The organism is Anaerocolumna chitinilytica (assembly GCF_014218355.1).
Taxonomy (GTDB): domain Bacteria; phylum Bacillota; class Clostridia; order Lachnospirales; family Lachnospiraceae; genus Anaerocolumna; species Anaerocolumna chitinilytica.
Genome location: NZ_AP023368.1, coordinates 2,127,213 through 2,145,266 on the forward strand (window position 1 = coordinate 2,127,213; position 18,054 = coordinate 2,145,266).

An 18,054-nucleotide genomic window follows, 5' to 3' on the forward strand; every position below is an offset into this window, starting at 1 on the left:
AGATGCCTTGGGCTTTGATAAAAAATAATTTTAAGCTGATGCTTCGGAATAAATGGGTTATTGTACTTATGATTGTTGGACCTATTGTAGTAATTGCGGCCTTATCCAGTGCCTTTAAAGAAATGATGAAGGGGTATGCTCCGGTCAGAGATTTTGTGGCAGGCTACTGCACCGAACCTGGAAGCAATTGGGGAGAGAGTGTTCTGGCTATCAAAGAGGCTGCGAAGAACAATGGGATTGAATTAAGGGAGTTCAATCCTGAAGATACATCTGTTACTACGATGGTTGAGAAGATTTTCAGACAAAAGGATGCGGCTGTATTTGTAGAATTTAAACAAGGTTCCTATCACATCTATAAACAAAAGGGAGAGGAGACAGAAGCGGGCGTGTTGGAATATTTCCTCTATCAGGCAATCCATTCCTTGGGTCAGACAGAAAATAACAATGGAATTACCAGGGAAGTACAGATAAGAGTGTTTGATTTTCCGGCAGCTCCCAGACCGGATTCCAAAGATTATTATGGCATAATAGAAATAGTGTATTTTAGCTGGTGCAGTGTAATTATTATGTCTCCTGTATTTAGCAGTGAAAAGAAGAACAAGATCACACCAAGGCTAAAAGCCTCTCCTTTATCAAATATTTCATTGTTTATCGGGAAAGCGCTTCCTTGCATAGTATTTACGATGCTCCTTACCCTTATAAGTGCTCTGGTTTCAACAATACTGTTTGACATAAAGTGGGGGAGTCTTCCGGTTACGTTGCTGGTTATGGCTTTAAGTATTATAGCCTCATCCTTGTTTAGTATTTTTATATATAACCTCCTTCAAAATATGGCGGTAACGGTGGGAGTGATTTTTACACTGGTGTGGATTGCAGGATTTCTTGGCGGAAGCTTTGAGACCTATATGTTTTCCACAACTCCGGGGCACATCAAGGACTTGTCTCCGCTCTATTATATTAACAGAACATTAGTAGAGTATTCGACGGCAGGAAGCAGTGCTTACCTGTTAAGGTGCCTTATATACTTAGCAGTGATTAGTATTGTATCATTTATCTTTGGTTTGTTATTAGCTGACGGAAGGGGGAAAAAGAATCAATGAATGCACTATATACTCTTTTAGCAATGAATATTAAGTTATTACTTCGTAACAAAGGGTTTCTTTTCTTTCTCCTTATTGTTCCAATCTTCTCCGTTGTACTGTTAAATGTCCGTATGACAAATATTGCGACATCGAAGGAAAAGCAGCAGCAAATAATTGAACTTAAAAGTATGAAAGAAAAAGCAGCCTATGAGAGGGATTATAACCTAATGCCGGTACTGGTCTATGATAAATCCATGACGGAATTGTCGGAGTTGTTCTTAAACCAGCTTACAGAGTCAGGACTTTATCAGATTTACCGTTTGAATGCCACTAATATGTCCGATACAGAGTTGCAAAGTAATATGAAATATCATCTGGATAAGGATGCAGTTGTATGTTTTTTATCTGTAGATAAGGATTTTGAGGAGAAGATTATGTCCGGAAAAATAGATGAAGGTTTATCCTTCTATCAAACCGGGCTGGATAAAAGGGAAGAACTCTTTGGTAAAACCTTAGAGCAGGTTTCTGTTATTTTTCTGAAGGCAAATGAAGGGAAAGGGAAGGAAGAATTATTAAAGCAATTAAAAGCTTATCAAAGGTCTCTTCCAAAAAAGCAGGTAACTTTGCTTGATACCAGTAATTCCAAGGCAATCACCAGAGATCAGGAAATAGCATTGTATTCTGTCAAGATTTCGATTTCTATTGTGACAATCGCTTTTCTTTATGCAGGTATATTTATTGCACAGACTGCCGTGGAGGAAAAAAATAATCTGGTATATACAAGGCTTCAACTTACCGGCACCGGAGAGCTTACTTATATTTTGGCCAAAATTATTGTAACCTTAATGACAGGCTTTTTCCAAACTGTTATAATGGGGATAGGAATAGCAGTGTTTGTAAAAACAGATTTGGGAATCAGCATTTGGAATTACTTATTCTTAATTAGTCTTCTGGGATTAATATTCTGTAATTTGAGTCTGGTGACCGGAATACTCTTGAACAATGTTATGAGTGCCAGTTATCTGGCCTTTATGGTCTGGAGTGTAAGTTCCATGTTAGCAGGTCTGTATTTTCCTCTAGAGGATGCCGGAAAGGTACTAAAGAGTATCTCCAACCTAATGCCTCAAAAGTGGACGGTTGTGGCGGCAGAAGGTATTATGGCAGGAAATTCTTCAGTATACATTATGATTTTATCTATCACAATGGCATACCTGCTGATTATATTGAGTACGGGGGCTGTGGGATTAAGACGAAGCAGGAATGAATAGAATGGAAAGACAAAAGGAATTACGATATTTTGTATGGATTAAACTTGGTATGATTATTACTGTCACCGTTTATGCAGCTTTGTATACCAGGAATGAGGCGGCGGGAATTACTTATCAGACCTTATGTTTGACAGCGTTGTTGTTTATGGCAGTCGTCTGGCTGGAATTAAAAGAAGAAAAACGGGAAAGAGAAGCCTTGGAGATTTCAGATGCCAAGGCTCCTTTGGCAGTATTAAATTCTGTTCTTCCTCTTGCGGCGGAGTTGGTTTTTGCGGCTGTTCTTATTGGCGGGTTCGACAGGGATTATATTTATTTATTGCCAATGGTGATTCTGGATATCTTCGTTATTTTCAGAAGAAAGGCATTTTCCTATATGTCAGTCTACTTAGGCCTTCTTCTGACGAACGAGAAGGTAGCTTATTTCGCGATTGCATCCTTTACAGTGATACTTTATTATCAGCATTATAACATAGTGAAAGAGGAGCAGATAAAAAGTGAATTAAGTGAAGGGAAGGAAGAGGAACTAAAAAGAAATTTGAGCAGAAGTGAAATTAGGTATCATAAGGAGCTTGACAGAAATCGCCTGTATTATGACAATAAGATATTGGAGGAAAGGACCAGACTGTCTCAGGCCCTTCATGACAAGTTGGGACACAGTATCAATGGTTCCGTCTACCAGCTGGAAGCTGTTAAGGTATTGTTTGAGAAGAACAGTGAAGAGAGTAAAGTCATGCTGCAGGCAGTGATTGATAACTTGAGGTCCAGTATGGAAGAAATCAGATATCTGCTGCGCCAGGAGAGGCCGGATAAGAAACAGCTTGCTTTTATTCAGTTAAATAGTCTTTGTGAAGATTGCAAAAGAAAATATGGTATAGAGGCGGAATTTTCTTTAACCGGAGCTGGGGAAGAAATAGGAGAGAGGTACTGGGAGATTATCCTGGATAACTGTTTTGAAGCAGTCTCCAATGCTTTAAAATATTCCTACTGTACCAGAATCAATATAGAAATATTAGTAATGAACCGCATAGTACGCTGTACAATCTCAGATAATGGTAAAGGCTGTTTAGATGTCAAAACAGGTATGGGTCTGGAGGGAATGAGAAGGCGTGTCAGAGAAGTGAACGGCTTTATCAGCTTTTCCGGCGAAGACGGCTTTGTGATTAATATGCTTCTGCCTTTAGAAGGCAGCTAAAGGGAGGTATAATGGCAGATAAAATTCGGGTTATAATAGCAGATGACAGTGACTTCGTCCGGGATGGAATGAGAATTATTCTAGGCGTAGACGAAGAATTCGAAGTAACAGGTTGTGCGGCTAACGGAAGAGAAGCGGTGGAGGCAGCCAGGAGCAATTCCGCTGATATTGTGTTAATGGATATCCAAATGCCGGTGATGGATGGCATTGAGGCCACCGGGATAATAGTGGAGGAGAAGCTGGCTAAAGTACTTATTCTGACTACCTTTGATGACTATGATCTGGTAAAACAGGCAATTAGAAAAGGTGCTAAGGGCTATCTTATTAAAAATCATACACCGGACCAGTTAAAGCAGATGATAAAATCTATACATAATGGTGCCGGAGTCATGGAGGAAAGTATACTGGCAAAACTGACGGAGGATGATGCAGGTATACTAAGCGGAGCGAAAAATTTTCCAACCGAATTATATACAGAACGGGAAATGGATATCATTCGGGCTGTAGCCGAAGGTTTATCCAATAAAGAAATCGGTGAAAAACTCTTTTTGTCGGAAGGTACTGTAAAGAATTATATTAGCAATATTTTGGATAAAGAGGGAATCTCACACCGAACTCAATTGGCGGTGTACTACTTAACGGGTAAGCGATAATTTGCATTACTGAAACAGGTATAAAATTGTAGATAGTTTTAAAACATTAACAGAGCCCATGTGCCTACTGTCAGCTTTATCGATAGGCCATGAGGTTCTGGTTTTTTTGGGAGCAGAAAGGTCATAAAATTTACTTGACAAAAGGTGGTGACAGTTGTAACATGAATACACGGTGACAGATGTAACCAAGAGCAATCAGAGCAATCAGAGCAATCAGAGCAATCAGAGCAATCAGAGCAATCAGAGCAATCAGAGCAATCAGAGCAATCAAAGCAATCAAAGCAATCAAAGAAATCAAAGTATTAAATTGCTGATAAAGTATCAAACATAGCAATGAAAGTAACTCGCTTACAGTAAAACCCAAGAAAGGAACAGAGGATGAATCCAAATATTAGCCGCATTTCCCAGGCAGAATTCGAGGTAATGAAAATATTATGGAAAGCCTGCGGACCAGTTCCTACAGGATATATCTGCCAAGAACTTTTTACAGAACTGGGATGGGACCGTTCAACTGTCCGTACACTGCTAAAGCGGCTGACTGAAAAAGGGGCGGTTATAACACAGAAGATACAGGTTCTTTGCTATCTGCCCGCAATCTCGGAGAAAGAGTATTGTGATGAACAGACCAAGAGCTTTGTACAGCGCTTATACGGAGGCAGTGCCACACGTTTAGTAAGTTCACTGGTAGAAAATTATAATCTAACAGAGTCAGATATCGAGGAGCTTCGGAGCCTTTTAAAATTGGAAGGAGAGGACAATGAATAATTTGTTTAAAGAAGTCTTATCCATGTCGCTATCCGGCTCTCTGCTAATTCTTTTAATACTTTTGATAAGACCGATAGTAAAGAATCGGTTTTCCAAAGCCTGGCAGTATTACCTCTGGATTATTGTGCTGATCCGTCTTATATTGCCATTTTCGCCGGAATTTAGTATGGTAAATAATCTATTCCACCAGAAGCCGATACATAATTATACGCAAACGATGGTAAGCCCCCAGAATACCAACCCATCTGTCCAGGAAAATAACTCACAGAGTCAACCGGATAAACCGGCGGGTGAGGATTCTGTTGTAACCAGTCAGAAAGAAGAGAAAATATCTATCGACCTGTGGAGGATAGGAATCTATTTGTGGCTGTCTGTTATGGTTCTTCTCTTTCTAATAAGGCAGATTAGATATTTCAGCTTTCTGCGTCTAATGAAGAACTCATCAGAACCTGTGGCAGATAAGAGAATAAAGTTGCTATTAGAGAGAGCCGCCAGGGAGGTCAGAATTACCAGGGTGCCTCAGTTGAAAGTTAATAGCCGGATTGCATCACCTATGCTGATAGGGCTTATCAAGCCTTCTGTTTATCTGACAGATTTAACACTGGGATGGGATGATGCCAGACTCTATTATGTGCTGCGGCATGAGTTGATGCATTATAAAAGGCATGATCTATGGTACAAGTGGTTTAGCGGACTAATTCAATGCATTCACTGGTTCAATCCACTGGTCACTGTTATGAACAAACAGATAAATCTGCAATGCGAGATATCCTGTGATGAAGCGGTTGCAAGAGACTTAAGCAGAGAAGAAAAGATGGTATATGGAAATGTATTATTGGATGCAGTTTCAGAGAATACCCCAAGATTTTCTTCTGTCTTATCCTCAACCTTGTATGAGGATAAGAAGAGCATGAAAGAAAGGATAAGTACAATTATTATGGCAAATCAAAAATCAAAGAAGTCAAAAACTTTGTCAATCATTATAACCTTGGTTTTTTGCGCTGCAGCATTTTGGCTGGGGGCTTATACCATGGGAGGCAGGAATACTCAAAAAAGTACAGCTAGTACTGTAAATAATCAGGGAACCAACTCCGGTAAAGATGATACCTCAAATAGTGGCGCAACAGGCAGTGATACTGACAATCAGAGCAGTAATAACACGGATTCACAAAACAGTGAGAATTCACAGAATGATAATACAGATAGTGTAAACAATGGTAATACACAAAATAATAATACAGATAATGTAAACAACGGTAATTCACAGAATGATAATAGTAATACACCAGCAGGCAGTGATAAGCCTTCAGCTAATACATCAGGTAAGGATCCGGAGGCCACCGCAGCACCTGATAAGGACAATACATCTGCTTCAGAGAATGATTCAATTGTATACAGCAACACAGATTTCGGCTTTGATGTAAAATTACCCGCTGATTGGAAAGGTTATACCATAGTGGAAGATACCTGGCAAGGGACAAATCTTTCAGGGAAAGACGCGGGAAAAGTAATTGAATCAGGAACAAAACTGTTATTACGTAATCCTAACTGGACGAAGAAAAATCCCTATCAGGATATTCCTATTATGATATTTACAAAAGAACAGTGGAAAGCGATAGAAGCAGAGAAAGTTGCCGTAAGTGCCGCTCCTGTGCCTCCCAGCAAACTGGCAGAAAATTCCAAATACGTATTTGCTCTGCCGCCCCGATATAACTTTGCTTTCCCCACCGGTTACGAAGAAGTTGAGAAAATCATGGATAGCAATCCCATAACCGGAACGGAGAACATGAAATAGGCTGTTAATTTAGAAAAAAATAAAATAAACAACTGGAATTAATATAGCGGGAAGAAGATTCCCAACACGGAGCTTCTTTCCAAAGATAAGATTAACCCCTACGCCAAAGATAAGTACGGAACCAATGCAGGAAAGATATGAAATTAAGGTATCATCCATATATTGTGAGATAAGTACGGCACTCATTGTTATTGTTCCCTGGTAGATTAATAAAGGAATGGCAGAGAGCATTACACCGATACCCATGGAAGAAGCGAATACCATTACAATGATAAAATCCAGGATTGCTTTTGCAAATAGCATAGTGTAATCTCCGGTAAGCCCATCTCTGATGGAACCTACAATGGCCATTGCACCAACACAGATTACAAGAGTAGCGGTGACAAAGCCGTCTACGAACTGGGAGTCATTGTTCGCTTTTAAAAGACTCTTAAGCTTCCCACCCAGATTTTCCATATGTGTTTCAAGTTGCAATAACTCACCTATGAGACCGCCTATTACCAATGAAAATACCAGCAGCATGGTATTGGTGGTCTCAAAGGTACCTTTCTCCGACAATTTCATAAGACCTGTCATAGCACCGCCAAGCCCGATAAATAAAGTTGCAAGGCCACAGGCTTGAATCAGGATTTCATGAAACCTTTGCTTTAATCCGCTCTTAAAGAAAAGTCCTAAACCGCTTCCTGCAATAACTGCTAGAAAATTAACCAGTGTGCCTAATCCCCTCATGATATTCTCCTTTGTTTATCTGAAGTAAATTCTTCTGTTTTCATTAAAACCCATTGTAGCATAAAAGAATAAGAAAGCAAGAATGAAAGTATCTTATTTTTTTACTTGACTGGCTAACGATTGTTAGCTATACTGAATGCAGATAATGTAAGTTTTGGAGGAATCATGACTACTAAGGAAAGAATCGAAGCAGAAGCGCTTAAGCTCTTTAGTATACACGGATATTCGGGGGTGTCTATCAGGGATATTGCCGGAGCTGTAGGTATAAAGGAAAGTTCAATTTATAAGCACTATAGCGGTAAGGAAGATATTTTTAAGACTATTGTAAGTCATTACAGAGAAAAAACAGAGGAAATCTTTCAGATATCACCAAAGACTCCAACAGATTATGCTCAAATGTCAAAAGAAATGCTGTTAGCTATGATGAAGATGACTTTTCAGACCTTTGCCGTGGATGAATTCATCTCGAGATGCAGAAAACTTTTTATGATTAGTTCACCGGGAAATGAGCAGATCGGAAACTTGTATGTTCAGAACTTTATTACGGAGCCTATACTCTTTAATAGCTTAGTTTTTGAGAAATTACTAGCTACACTCCAAGTGAAGAATGATAGCAATAAGGAAGATAATCCAGGCAGCGCAAAAGTGATGGCTTATCAATTCTATGCACCTGTCTTTCTTATCTTGCAGGAATATGATAATGGTACGATTAAGATGCAGGAAGCGTTACTTTTAATAGAAAAGATTACGTTGAAATTCATGGAGGTGTATGAAGTTTGAAGATTTGTGTGGTACATGGACAGAACCATAGAGGCAATACCTACAGACTTACACAGCTGCTGCTGGAACAACTAAGCTGTGAGAAAGAAAATATTAAGGAATTTTATGTGGGAGGTATCGGGCAATGTACTGGGTGTACACAATGCATCTTAAAGGATGAGAATCTCTGCCCTCATAGATTGAGTATGAAGCCTATTGTAGAAGCCTTGGAGAAAGCGGATGTTATTATATTAGCATCTCCTAATTACTGTATGGGCATGACCGGTCAATTAAAGAATTTCTGCGATCATCTGGGTTACCGTTGGATGAGCCACCGCCCCTTTGATATGAGAAAGAAAATTGGTGTCGGTATATCCACAACGGCAGGGATGGGAGCCGGAAAAACGGCAAAAGAGCTATGCAAGCAGCTGTTTTGGTGGTCTATAGGCAGAACCTATAGCCTCTCATTTACAGTAAATGCAATCAGATGGGAAGAAATTCCCGAAAAGCGAATTCTGAAGCTGAACAGGAAAGTTCAGAGGCTGGCACACAGAATCAACAGCCGTTATGGAAAAGTTCATCAAAGTCTAAAATCCAGAATAATGTTCAAGATTATGACATTAATGCATCGGAACATGGAATGGAACGAGATTGAAACTGCCTATTGGAGAGCTAATGGTTGGATATAGTGAAAAATACCATTTTTTCTTAAGGAAAGGCTTGACAAAATTATGATTAGAAGTATAATTTGCTAGTCAGTTTTGATTAGCTGGTGTGTTTCATACGGCTTGATAACTGCAGAAAGAAAAAGACAGGAACAGGCAGCAGGATGAACGTAGAACAAAATAAAAAAAAGATGAATCAAACAATTATATATCCGATATTTGGCACTATAGTAACGGCTTTCTTGCTTACATTTATCATAGAAAGTTTGAGCCGTGTATCGCTCTATCAGGCATTTTTATTTTTAGGGCAGGAGCCTTTATTATTCTTTCTCAATTTCTCTGTTATCCTGATAACCTTATCCATATCGTTATTCACAGTAAGAAGAAAGTTCTTCTTTTTATTAATAGCCGTTGTATGGATAATATTAGGTATCGTTAACAGAGTGGTCCAATGCTTTCGGTTGACGCCTATTTCAGCGATGGACTTCTATCAGGTAAAAGAAGCAATAATCTCCCTGCCAAATTATATGAACACCATTGGACTTGTTTTTATCGCACTTGTACTAGTTGGAGTACTTGTTCTTATTGGAGTTCTTTGGAAAAAAATTAAAAAATCAAAAAGAATAATGATTGCTCCTTTTACAGTGCTTTTAACCTCAATACTGCTATTTGGTATTCTGTTCTTTACTGCCACCAGGGATAATATTCTGCAGAAAGGATTTGACAATCTGCGGGATGCTTATTTGGAATACGGCTTTGCGTATTGCTTTTCCAACAGTATCTTTGAGAGAGGAATTGAAAAACCGAAGGATTATTCCTCAAAAAGAATGGCGGAAGTTTTAAAGCAGATAGAAGAAGGAAAAGATAAATTATATACCGGAGCGCCTGCTAAGGTTCAAAACCCAAATATCATAATGGTTCAGCTGGAATCATTTTTTGATGTAAGTTATCTGAAGAATTATACTTTTTCTGAAAATCCTGTCCCGAACTTCAGTAAACTGAAAGAAGATTACCCGTCTGGATTTTTAAAGGTTCCTGTATACGGAGCCGGAACTGTTAATACGGAATTTGAAGTAATTACCGGTATGAGCATGAAATACTTTGGTACGGGAGAATACCCCTATAGAACCGTGCTTCGTTCAAAAACTTGCGACAGTGTTCCTTATAATTTGGATAAGATCGGGTATCACAGTATGGTGGTACACAATAACGCTGCAACCTTTTATAATAGAAATGATGTGTTTCCAAGACTTGGTTTTGATAATTTTGATTCTGCCGAATATATGAATTCGTTGGAATATAATAAAATCGGCTGGGCAAAGGATAGTGTACTGACCGGTGAGATTCTGAAAGCTTTGACTTCAGATACCAACAGGGATTTTATCTATACTATTACAGTGCAGTCTCATGGAATTTATCCAAGTGACAAGGATGTAAATTCAAGAATCAAAGTAATCCCTGACTCTAAAAACCTTGCTTATCCGGATAACCTGTATAAATCACTGTCAGATTATACAAACAGCATTGAGTACTATGTCAATCAGCTCAAGGAGACGGACCAGTTTATCGGTGCTTTAACAGAGAAACTGTCAGAGTTTAAAGAACCAACGGTTGTGGTTTTCTACGGGGATCACCTCCCGCCCCTCTCATTGGAGCAAAAGGATATTTCTCTTGACAGGCATTCTACCGAATATGCAATATGGAGTAATTTTCAGATGGAGAAAACAAGATATGACTTACCGGCCTACCAATTAAGCGCTTATGTTCTTAATAGACTTGGAATGGAGGATGGTCTGCTTACGAAATTCCATCAAAGATGCTTTTCGGATACAGATTATGAGAAAGAACTAAAACTGCTGCAGTATGATATGCTGTATGGGAAAAAATATGTGTTTGATAAAAAGAATCCGGATAAGAAAAAAGATATGACCATGGGAGTTATCCCCCCGGAAATCAAGGATATTACCAAAGAAGGAGATAGCCTTCTTATCAGCGGAAATGGATTTACAGAATGCAGTATGGTCGTTGCAGACGGAAAGCGCTGCAAAACGGAATTCGTCAGTGATTCTCTTCTTAAGATACCTTACAGACAATTGGACGGTAAACAGATTTATGTTGAACAGCTTGCAAATAAAAGGTCGGTGCTTGGGAAAAGCCGTGCTTTCCTGTATCAATAAAAAATATATATAAGCGAAGGAGCTTGGACTTTATAGATATTTCTATAAGGTTTAAGCTTTTTGTTATGTTTCATATACTTGGTTTGCAGATTGGTATTAATAAAGAGAAAAAATCAATTTGAATATTGTTTAACCAAGCAATTAATTACAGAATAATAAAAAAGTATTGTAACTTTTTTAGAGAATACTTATAATTGTTTAATAGTGTAAATGGATAAAGAAAAAGCTTTGGGGGCAAATTTTCGGTGCATTGGCAGTATGGAGGTTGGTATGAAGGGTACAAGGGAAGACGTTGATAGAATGTTTTATAAGAGTCTGGAAGAGCTGGAGTCCCACCATTTGGACGAAGCGATTAAATACTGTATGGAAGCTATCAAGGGCTATGAGGAATTAGGAGAATATTTCAAATGCGCCAGATGCCAGAACCTTCAAGGAGTCATATATGGTGCCATGGATAATGAGACGATGGCCGTAGATTGTTATCTTACAGGCTTAGAGTATTGCCAAAAGCACCAGATTAAGGGGTTGAATCATCTTTTCTATTCCAATATCGGTACAAGATATATGGAACTGGGAGAGAACAGTAAAGCACTTGAATTATTTATAAGCAGTCTGAAAGATTTAGAGGAGAACTGTAATGAACTTTCAGGACTATATGAAAGATGGCTGATTGTTGTACGATTAAATCTCGGCGTTGTTTATTCACGACTTGGGAAGCTGGAGGCGGCGGAAGAGAATCTGCTGTTAGCCATGAAAATCTCGGAAGATACCGCCGATAATACCTACAGCTTTACGATTCTGTGCGGGCTTTCAAAAGTCTATCTTGCAAGAGGAAAAGAGGAATATGCAAGAGAAAATTTACAGGAAATGATGGAATATGCCAGATTAAAGCTGTCCCCTTTAAATGACTATATGCAGGATATCATTAATTTTATAGATATACTGAAAGCATTGAGAGAATATGATTTATGGAGACAATGCATAGAAGAATTTGACCAGATATCCAGGGAGGTGAAATCTCCTACCGTAATGCTTCAGGCAGTTGAATTCTGGCTGGATTATTACTCAAGCAGAGGCATGTCAGAAGAGCATAAAAGAATGTGTATCCGCCATACCCAGCTTTATATGGCATTAAAGAAGTTTATCAACCAGGACAAGATAATGGCTCTAAATGCTAAGCTGGAGCTGCAGCAGGCTGAAGATAACGTAAAGGCTGCCAAACTCAGACTGGAAAAGGATGATGTAACCGGACTTAAAAATCGTTATGCCATGCAAAAGCACGGAGCGAAAAAGGTCAGACTTGCTCATGAAACCGGAACAATGCTTGCAGTAGGTATCCTAGATGTAGACCATTTCAAAGAATTGAATGATACCTATGGACATTTACGAGGAGATACCGCTCTAAAGCAGGTTGGAAATATTCTGGATAACTGCCTGGACGGTTATGGTGATATCTATCGGTATGGCGGGGACGAGTTTGTGCTGATAATACCCAATGCCACCTATGAAGTGACTGAAAAAGTCGCAAAGAAAATTATGGAACACATTGCAAAGAGTAAAATTTCCAATAAAGCGGCTCCGATTAATGGCTATCTAACCGTATCCTTAGGAATCTGCTGCCGTACTCCAAAAGCTTCGGATAGGCTGGAAAATCTCTTTGATATAGCAGACAGTATCCTATACCAGGTAAAGAACAATGGTAAGAATAGTTATGGTATTGGAATTATTGAAGATAACGAGTAAAAAAAGATTTTTAAAAATATACAAATAAAAAAACAATCCGTAACATATGTTACGGACTTTTTTATGCTATTCTGTTAAGCTATACACATCAAGGCGCACCACACAATAGAGCAAGCGCTGATAATTAATCTTTACAGGAGGATATTTAGATGGAGAATAAGATGTTTTGTTATCAATGTCAGGAAACAGCAGGCTGCAGCGGATGTACACAGGCAGGTGTCTGTGGTAAGAGTCCTGAAGTAGCAGCAATGCAGGATTTGTTAGTTTACGTTACCAAGGGGCTTTCCGAAGTGACTACTAGACTTCGTGAAGAAGGTAAGAAAGTAAGTTCTGAAATCAATCACCTGGTATCTTTGAATCTGTTTACTACTATAACAAATGCAAATTTCGACGAGGAAGCGATTGTTTCCAAAGTTGTTACAACAATAGATGTTAAAAAGGAACTGTTAGGACAGTTAAGCAATAAAGAGAATCTTAGTGAAGCAGCCCTATGGGAAGCTGGAACAGAAGAATTCGCAGCGAAGGCAGCAAAAGTAGGCGTTCTTTCTACTGAAAATGAAGACATCAGATCCTTAAGAGAGCTTATCACATACGGATTAAAAGGTCTTTCCGCTTACAGCAAGCATGCAAATGCACTTCTGAATGATGACGAAGAAGTAGATGCTTTCATGCAGAAGGCTCTTGCCAAGACATTAGATGATACTCTTGGAGCAGAAGAATTAATCGCCCTTACTCTGGAAACCGGTAAATACGGTGTAAATGGTATGGCACTCTTAGATACAGCGAATACAACAGCATATGGTAATCCTGAAATTACAAAAGTAAATATCGGTGTTGGAAACCGTCCCGGAATTCTTATCTCAGGACATGATTTACGTGATATGGAAATGCTCTTAAAGCAGACAGAAGGTACCGGAGTTGATGTTTATACCCATTCCGAAATGCTTCCTGCACACTATTACCCTGCCTTTAAGAAGTACTCTCACTTTGTAGGCAACTATGGCAATGCATGGTGGAAGCAGAAGGAAGAGTTCGATAGCTTTAACGGACCAATCTTAATGACTACTAACTGTATCGTACCTCCAAAGGACAGCTACAAAGACAGACTTTTTACAACAGGAGCATCGGGTTTCCCAGGCTGCAAGCACATTCCCGGTGAAATCGGTGAAGAGAAGGATTTCTCAGAAATTATCGAACTTGCTAAAAAGTGCGCAGCTCCTACTGAGATTGAAACCGGTGAAATCATCGGAGGTTTTGCTCATAATCAGGTACTTGCTCTTGCAGATGCAGTAGTTGGTGCTGTAAAATCCGGAGCAATTAAGAAATTCGTAGTAATGGCAGGATGTGACGGCAGAGTAAAATCCAGAAATTACTATACAGATTTTGCAAAAGCACTTCCGAAGGATGCGGTTATTTTAACAGCAGGTTGCGCAAAATATAAATACAACAAGCTTGAGCTTGGTGATATCGGTGGAATACCGAGAGTATTGGATGCCGGACAGTGTAACGATTCCTATTCCCTTGCAGTTATTGCTTTAAAATTAAAGGAAGTATTCGGATTAGAAGACATCAATGATCTTCCTATTATCTACAACATTGCCTGGTATGAGCAGAAGGCAGTAATCGTATTATTAGCATTATTATACCTGGGTGTAAAGAACATCCACTTAGGACCCACACTTCCTGCTTTCCTTTCTCCTAATGTAGCTAAGGTTTTAGTTGAAAACTTTGGTATTGCCGGAATCGGTACAGTAGAAGATGATATGGAACTGTTCTTTGGTGAAGAGGAAGCAGCTGCTGCTTCAGAAGAAGGTGTTATCACCAAAGATATGTTAATCGGAGACATTCTTCGCATTGATTCAAACCTTGCGCCTGCTTTATTAGAGATCGGTATGCACTGCTTAGGCTGCCCTTCCTCACAGATGGAATCCTTAGAGGATGCCTGCGCAGTACACGGTATTGATGTAAATGAAGTAGTTGCCAGATTAAACAATCAGTTAGCAAAATAATGCATAAAGTGTAATTTTATCGGTACATGTAGCAAAAACAGTACCAGCTCTCTTCCTTTATTTCGATAGAGTTATCCACTTTTAGCAACATGGAATTTCCGAACGTGCCAATTGCCAGGCAGTTGGTGCCAAAGGGCTGCTGCAACTCCCCCTCATCCAAAGTTTGCAGCAGCCAGGAAAGTCCATTCATAAGGAGAAACATATGAGCGCATTTTTAGGACCAATCCATTACTGGGTATATAATAAAATAACGTTGCAGGAAGAATTTATAAAAGATATTATAAAAGCTTCCAATGATAATAATTGGGACACTGAATTAGAAGATAAGCTTTCAAATGCCTGTGGAGTAATTGATAACAGACCTTTGGAAGAAATAATAGATGGAAGTAACATACATGGATGGCTTCAGAGCAGAATCTCTGTTACTGAAGGAAGATTAAGTTTTGCCGTGACCACTTTACTAAAGGAAGATGGAAATCGTAAGAACAGCCTACTTCAGTTAGCATTTGACTTTGGTAAGAAACATGCGATAGCAGAAGATGCTTCGGCAAGTGATGCCTTTCAGGCTATCAACGACAGTCTAATAGACGGTATGCCCTGTGATCGGGTGAACGAAGTGTTGGAACAAGGTGATAACTATATTCTTTGGCAGCAGACTACCTGTGTTCATGCCAGGTATTGGGAAAGCCTGGGAGAAACAGCAGATATCTATTACGAACTTCGCAAGAAGATTACGGAAGGCATGTTGAGTGGAACAAAACTATCTTTCGAAGAACAAGAAGAGAGTGTCTATAGAATTTCAGAAGAATAAATCAGGAGGTAATGCAATGTACAGCGTAGAATTAATGGTAATGGAACATGATAATATATTAAAACTTCTTGGTGCAGTGGAAAATGCCTGCTGCCGTATCATTGAAGGTGGTGAGGTAAATACAGAGGATTTCGAGAAAATGATATACTTTGCCAGAAACTATGCTGACAAGCATCACCATGGAAAAGAAGAGCAGGTATTATTTGCAGAAATGACAAACCATCTCGGTAAAATCGGAACCAATTTAATTCAGCACGGTATGCTGGTAGAACATGACCTTGGTCGTCTTCATATAGCAGACCTGGAGGAATCTATAAAACTTTATAAGGAATCACCAATAACTCTCCACAAGCTTGGAATAATTGAAGGAGCTTCCGGTTATGCCAAATTATTAAAAAGACACATCGGAAAAGAAAACGAAGTAATCTATCCCTATGCTGAAAAGACTCTGACGGAAGACATTCTTATCTCGGTAGATGAAAGAGTAAGGGCTTTTGAAGACGAAGCAAATGCTCAGGGAGTACAAAAGCATTGTCTGGATATACTGGAGGAGCTTACAAGCAAGTATAGTGATTAATTTCCGGTAAGGAAAGAAGGGGTGTTTGTAAAATTTTATTATGATTCGGTTTTTATAACGATAATGCAGAAGGAATATTCTTTCTGCTTTTTTTATGTTTCTATCCAGGAAATATTTATTTCTGTTATATATTTAGTTTCGGTAACACTTCGTAATAATAATCGGTTAAACGTCTATATATTACATATTATACCTGTAACATTTAAAAATCGACACCATAAAATATTAATATGAGTTAGTATACACTACTCATATTAAATCAAAGAATGGTGATGAATATGGCAATACGGCATTATGTCTTATTGGCTACCGATGGTTTTATCGATTTACCGACTACAAAGGAGTTATGCCCTCTTCCGGATACTTTGCAAAAGCTTTATGTTTTTGGATTCGTCGGCGGGCTTTATAAGGTTATTGAAGATGATAAAGTCACATATGAAAATCAATCCTTAAACTGGAAAGACCCGAATAACTGGAGCAGTCTATGGGCAATGCAGACTACTGCATCTATCCCTTCCCCCATTATGTGGGCAGATCAAGGCGATAGATTATATGTTACACTGATTAATCTGGGAATGCCCGTATCACATTTAGAAGATCCTCATACTATCCATTTACACGGAGCTCATGTTGCTACTCAGATAGATGGTTTCCCGGAAACTTCATTTTCTGTTCCTATGTGGATGGGACCTAATGAAACTCCTCCGACCGCAACCTACTATTTTATGCCGGAGCATCCGGGGACGTATATGTATCACTGTCATGTTGAAGCGAGTGAACATGTGCAGATGGGGATGTATGGCGCACTTGTGATTTATCCATCAGAAATTAGCCTTGAAGAGGCTTCTATTAAGATGGATGCATGCGGTTATTGGAGATATAAAGGAGAGATACAAGAACAGATACCCCGCTATGCCAGCCACCGGCAGTTTGCATACAACGACATCCAGACGTATTATGATAAAGAGTATGTCATGCTATTATCTGACATAGATTTAAAATGGCATCAAACTGTGCAAACTACAGTAGAAACCGGTATTTCATTTAATGCTTCGGATTTTAAACCTGATTTCTGGCTGGTGAATGGCCGTGCATTTCCGGATACCCTGCTGCCACATCCGCAAACTCCTCCGGAAGGTAGTAACCCCAACCTTACACAGATTAATTATGAGTCCTATGTCCATGTAAAGACAGATCAAAAGTTTTTGCTGCGAATGATCAATATGGGGTATGCGGTGGTACCTTGGCATATTCATGGCTGGCATTTTAATGTGATAGGGAAAGATGCGCATCCAAGTCCGTTTTTAAGCATCTCCCAAAAATTAGATGAGATATCAAAATATATGTACTGCTGTTATAATTCCATGAATATGAATCATGGCATGATGAATCATGAGATGATGAACATGGGATTCACAGAAACAATCGGCTCTGGTGAAACCCATGATTTACTGCTGATGGCTGACAATAAGGAACCAGTTTATGGCCGTTATATTTTTGAGGGTCAGGATATGATTCCCTCCTTATGTGAACAAATGTCTGAAATTCAAGCAATTGATCCTGCTTTAATTGCTGATATTCCTACGCAGCCAGTTTCGTGTAACAATACCAATACTGTAAATTATGTAAATCTCTGTGCTCAGACTAAGTTCTTTCCACAGTTCTATCCGATGCACAATCATGATGATTATAAGGTTACCAATACAAACACCTTGGAAACTCCGGCATTTAGTAATTATCCCGGCGGACAATTAACCATGATACAGGCTGATGCCCCTTCTGGTTATATGGAAAGTGAACAGTAATAAAAGTGCAGTATCGGCAACTGA

General features: G+C 39.1%; 16 protein-coding genes. 14 read left to right on the forward strand and 2 right to left on the reverse strand.

All coding sequences use genetic code 11. The features are described 5' to 3' along the window. Positions 1 to 2: 2 nt before the first annotated feature. From bsdcttw_RS09215 to bsdcttw_RS09230, 4 genes are read left to right on the forward strand one after another with little or no spacing between them, the layout of a single operon-like run. On the forward strand, positions 3 to 1,100 hold the full coding sequence (locus tag bsdcttw_RS09215; protein ID WP_185259081.1) for an ABC transporter permease: 1,098 nt from the start codon (positions 3 to 5) through the stop codon (positions 1,098 to 1,100). Beyond that, positions 1,097 to 2,350, forward strand: coding sequence for an ABC transporter permease (locus tag bsdcttw_RS09220; RefSeq protein WP_185259082.1), 1,254 nt, complete (start codon positions 1,097 to 1,099; stop codon positions 2,348 to 2,350). Before bsdcttw_RS09215 ends, bsdcttw_RS09220 begins: the two co-directional genes overlap by 4 nt. Before the next feature lies 1 nt (position 2,351). Continuing rightward, positions 2,352 to 3,542, forward strand: a complete 1,191-nt coding sequence (locus bsdcttw_RS09225; protein WP_207726520.1) for a sensor histidine kinase — start codon at positions 2,352 to 2,354, stop codon at positions 3,540 to 3,542. Positions 3,543 to 3,553: 11 nt separating this feature from the next. Then, positions 3,554 to 4,195 (forward strand): response regulator transcription factor, encoded by a 642-nt coding sequence (locus bsdcttw_RS09230; protein ID WP_185259084.1) that lies wholly within the window; start codon positions 3,554 to 3,556, stop codon positions 4,193 to 4,195. Between the two features lie 130 nt (positions 4,196 to 4,325). On the opposite strand, the gene bsdcttw_RS09235 is transcribed toward bsdcttw_RS09230, so the two are convergent. Continuing rightward, a complete protein-coding gene (locus bsdcttw_RS09235; protein WP_207726521.1) occupies positions 4,326 to 4,529 on the reverse strand; it encodes a hypothetical protein in 204 nt (67 codons plus the stop codon). Between the two features lie 44 nt (positions 4,530 to 4,573). Between bsdcttw_RS09235 and bsdcttw_RS09240 the strand changes: the two genes are divergently transcribed. Both bsdcttw_RS09240 and bsdcttw_RS09245 read left to right on the forward strand, forming a co-directional pair. Next, the gene (locus bsdcttw_RS09240; protein ID WP_185259086.1) at positions 4,574 to 4,960 is read left to right on the forward strand and encodes a BlaI/MecI/CopY family transcriptional regulator; all 387 of its coding nucleotides are present in this window, start codon (positions 4,574 to 4,576) and stop codon (positions 4,958 to 4,960) included. After that, positions 4,953 to 6,755 carry a M56 family metallopeptidase gene (locus tag bsdcttw_RS09245; protein WP_185259087.1) on the forward strand — a complete coding sequence of 601 codons (1,803 nt, stop codon included), beginning with the start codon at positions 4,953 to 4,955 and terminating at the stop codon, positions 6,753 to 6,755. The genes bsdcttw_RS09240 and bsdcttw_RS09245 overlap by 8 nt, the downstream gene beginning before the upstream one ends. 9 nt (positions 6,756 to 6,764) lie before the next feature. On the opposite strand, the gene bsdcttw_RS09250 is transcribed toward bsdcttw_RS09245, so the two are convergent. After that, entirely contained in the window at positions 6,765 to 7,484 is a 720-nt protein-coding gene (locus bsdcttw_RS09250; RefSeq protein ID WP_185259088.1) for a DUF554 domain-containing protein, read from the reverse strand. A gap of 165 nt (positions 7,485 to 7,649) precedes the next feature. On the opposite strand from bsdcttw_RS09250, the gene bsdcttw_RS09255 reads away from it, so the two are divergent. From bsdcttw_RS09255 to bsdcttw_RS09295, 8 genes are all read left to right on the forward strand, one after another. Further along, positions 7,650 to 8,264, forward strand: a complete 615-nt coding sequence (locus bsdcttw_RS09255; protein ID WP_207726522.1) for a TetR/AcrR family transcriptional regulator — start codon at positions 7,650 to 7,652, stop codon at positions 8,262 to 8,264. Further along, a complete protein-coding gene (locus bsdcttw_RS09260; protein ID WP_185259090.1) occupies positions 8,261 to 8,932 on the forward strand; it encodes a flavodoxin family protein in 672 nt (223 codons plus the stop codon). The genes bsdcttw_RS09255 and bsdcttw_RS09260 overlap by 4 nt, the downstream gene beginning before the upstream one ends. 140 nt (positions 8,933 to 9,072) lie before the next feature. After that, the gene (locus bsdcttw_RS09265) at positions 9,073 to 11,085 is read left to right on the forward strand and encodes an LTA synthase family protein (protein WP_207726523.1); all 2,013 of its coding nucleotides are present in this window, start codon (positions 9,073 to 9,075) and stop codon (positions 11,083 to 11,085) included. Positions 11,086 to 11,355: 270 nt separating this feature from the next. Then, positions 11,356 to 12,828 carry a tetratricopeptide repeat-containing diguanylate cyclase gene (locus bsdcttw_RS09270; RefSeq protein WP_185259092.1) on the forward strand — a complete coding sequence of 491 codons (1,473 nt, stop codon included), beginning with the start codon at positions 11,356 to 11,358 and terminating at the stop codon, positions 12,826 to 12,828. Positions 12,829 to 12,977: 149 nt separating this feature from the next. Further along, positions 12,978 to 14,837: a hydroxylamine reductase gene (gene hcp / locus bsdcttw_RS09275; protein ID WP_185259093.1), complete on the forward strand. Its 1,860-nt coding sequence runs from the start codon at positions 12,978 to 12,980 to the stop codon at positions 14,835 to 14,837. Between the two features lie 202 nt (positions 14,838 to 15,039). Then, positions 15,040 to 15,648: a hypothetical protein gene (locus bsdcttw_RS09285; RefSeq protein WP_185259095.1), complete on the forward strand. Its 609-nt coding sequence runs from the start codon at positions 15,040 to 15,042 to the stop codon at positions 15,646 to 15,648. A 16-nt stretch (positions 15,649 to 15,664) separates the two neighbouring features. Further along, entirely contained in the window at positions 15,665 to 16,225 is a 561-nt protein-coding gene (locus bsdcttw_RS09290; protein ID WP_185259096.1) for a hemerythrin domain-containing protein, read from the forward strand. Between the two features lie 278 nt (positions 16,226 to 16,503). Then, positions 16,504 to 18,030, forward strand: coding sequence for a multicopper oxidase domain-containing protein (locus bsdcttw_RS09295; protein WP_185259097.1), 1,527 nt, complete (start codon positions 16,504 to 16,506; stop codon positions 18,028 to 18,030). Positions 18,031 to 18,054: the final 24 nt, after the last annotated feature.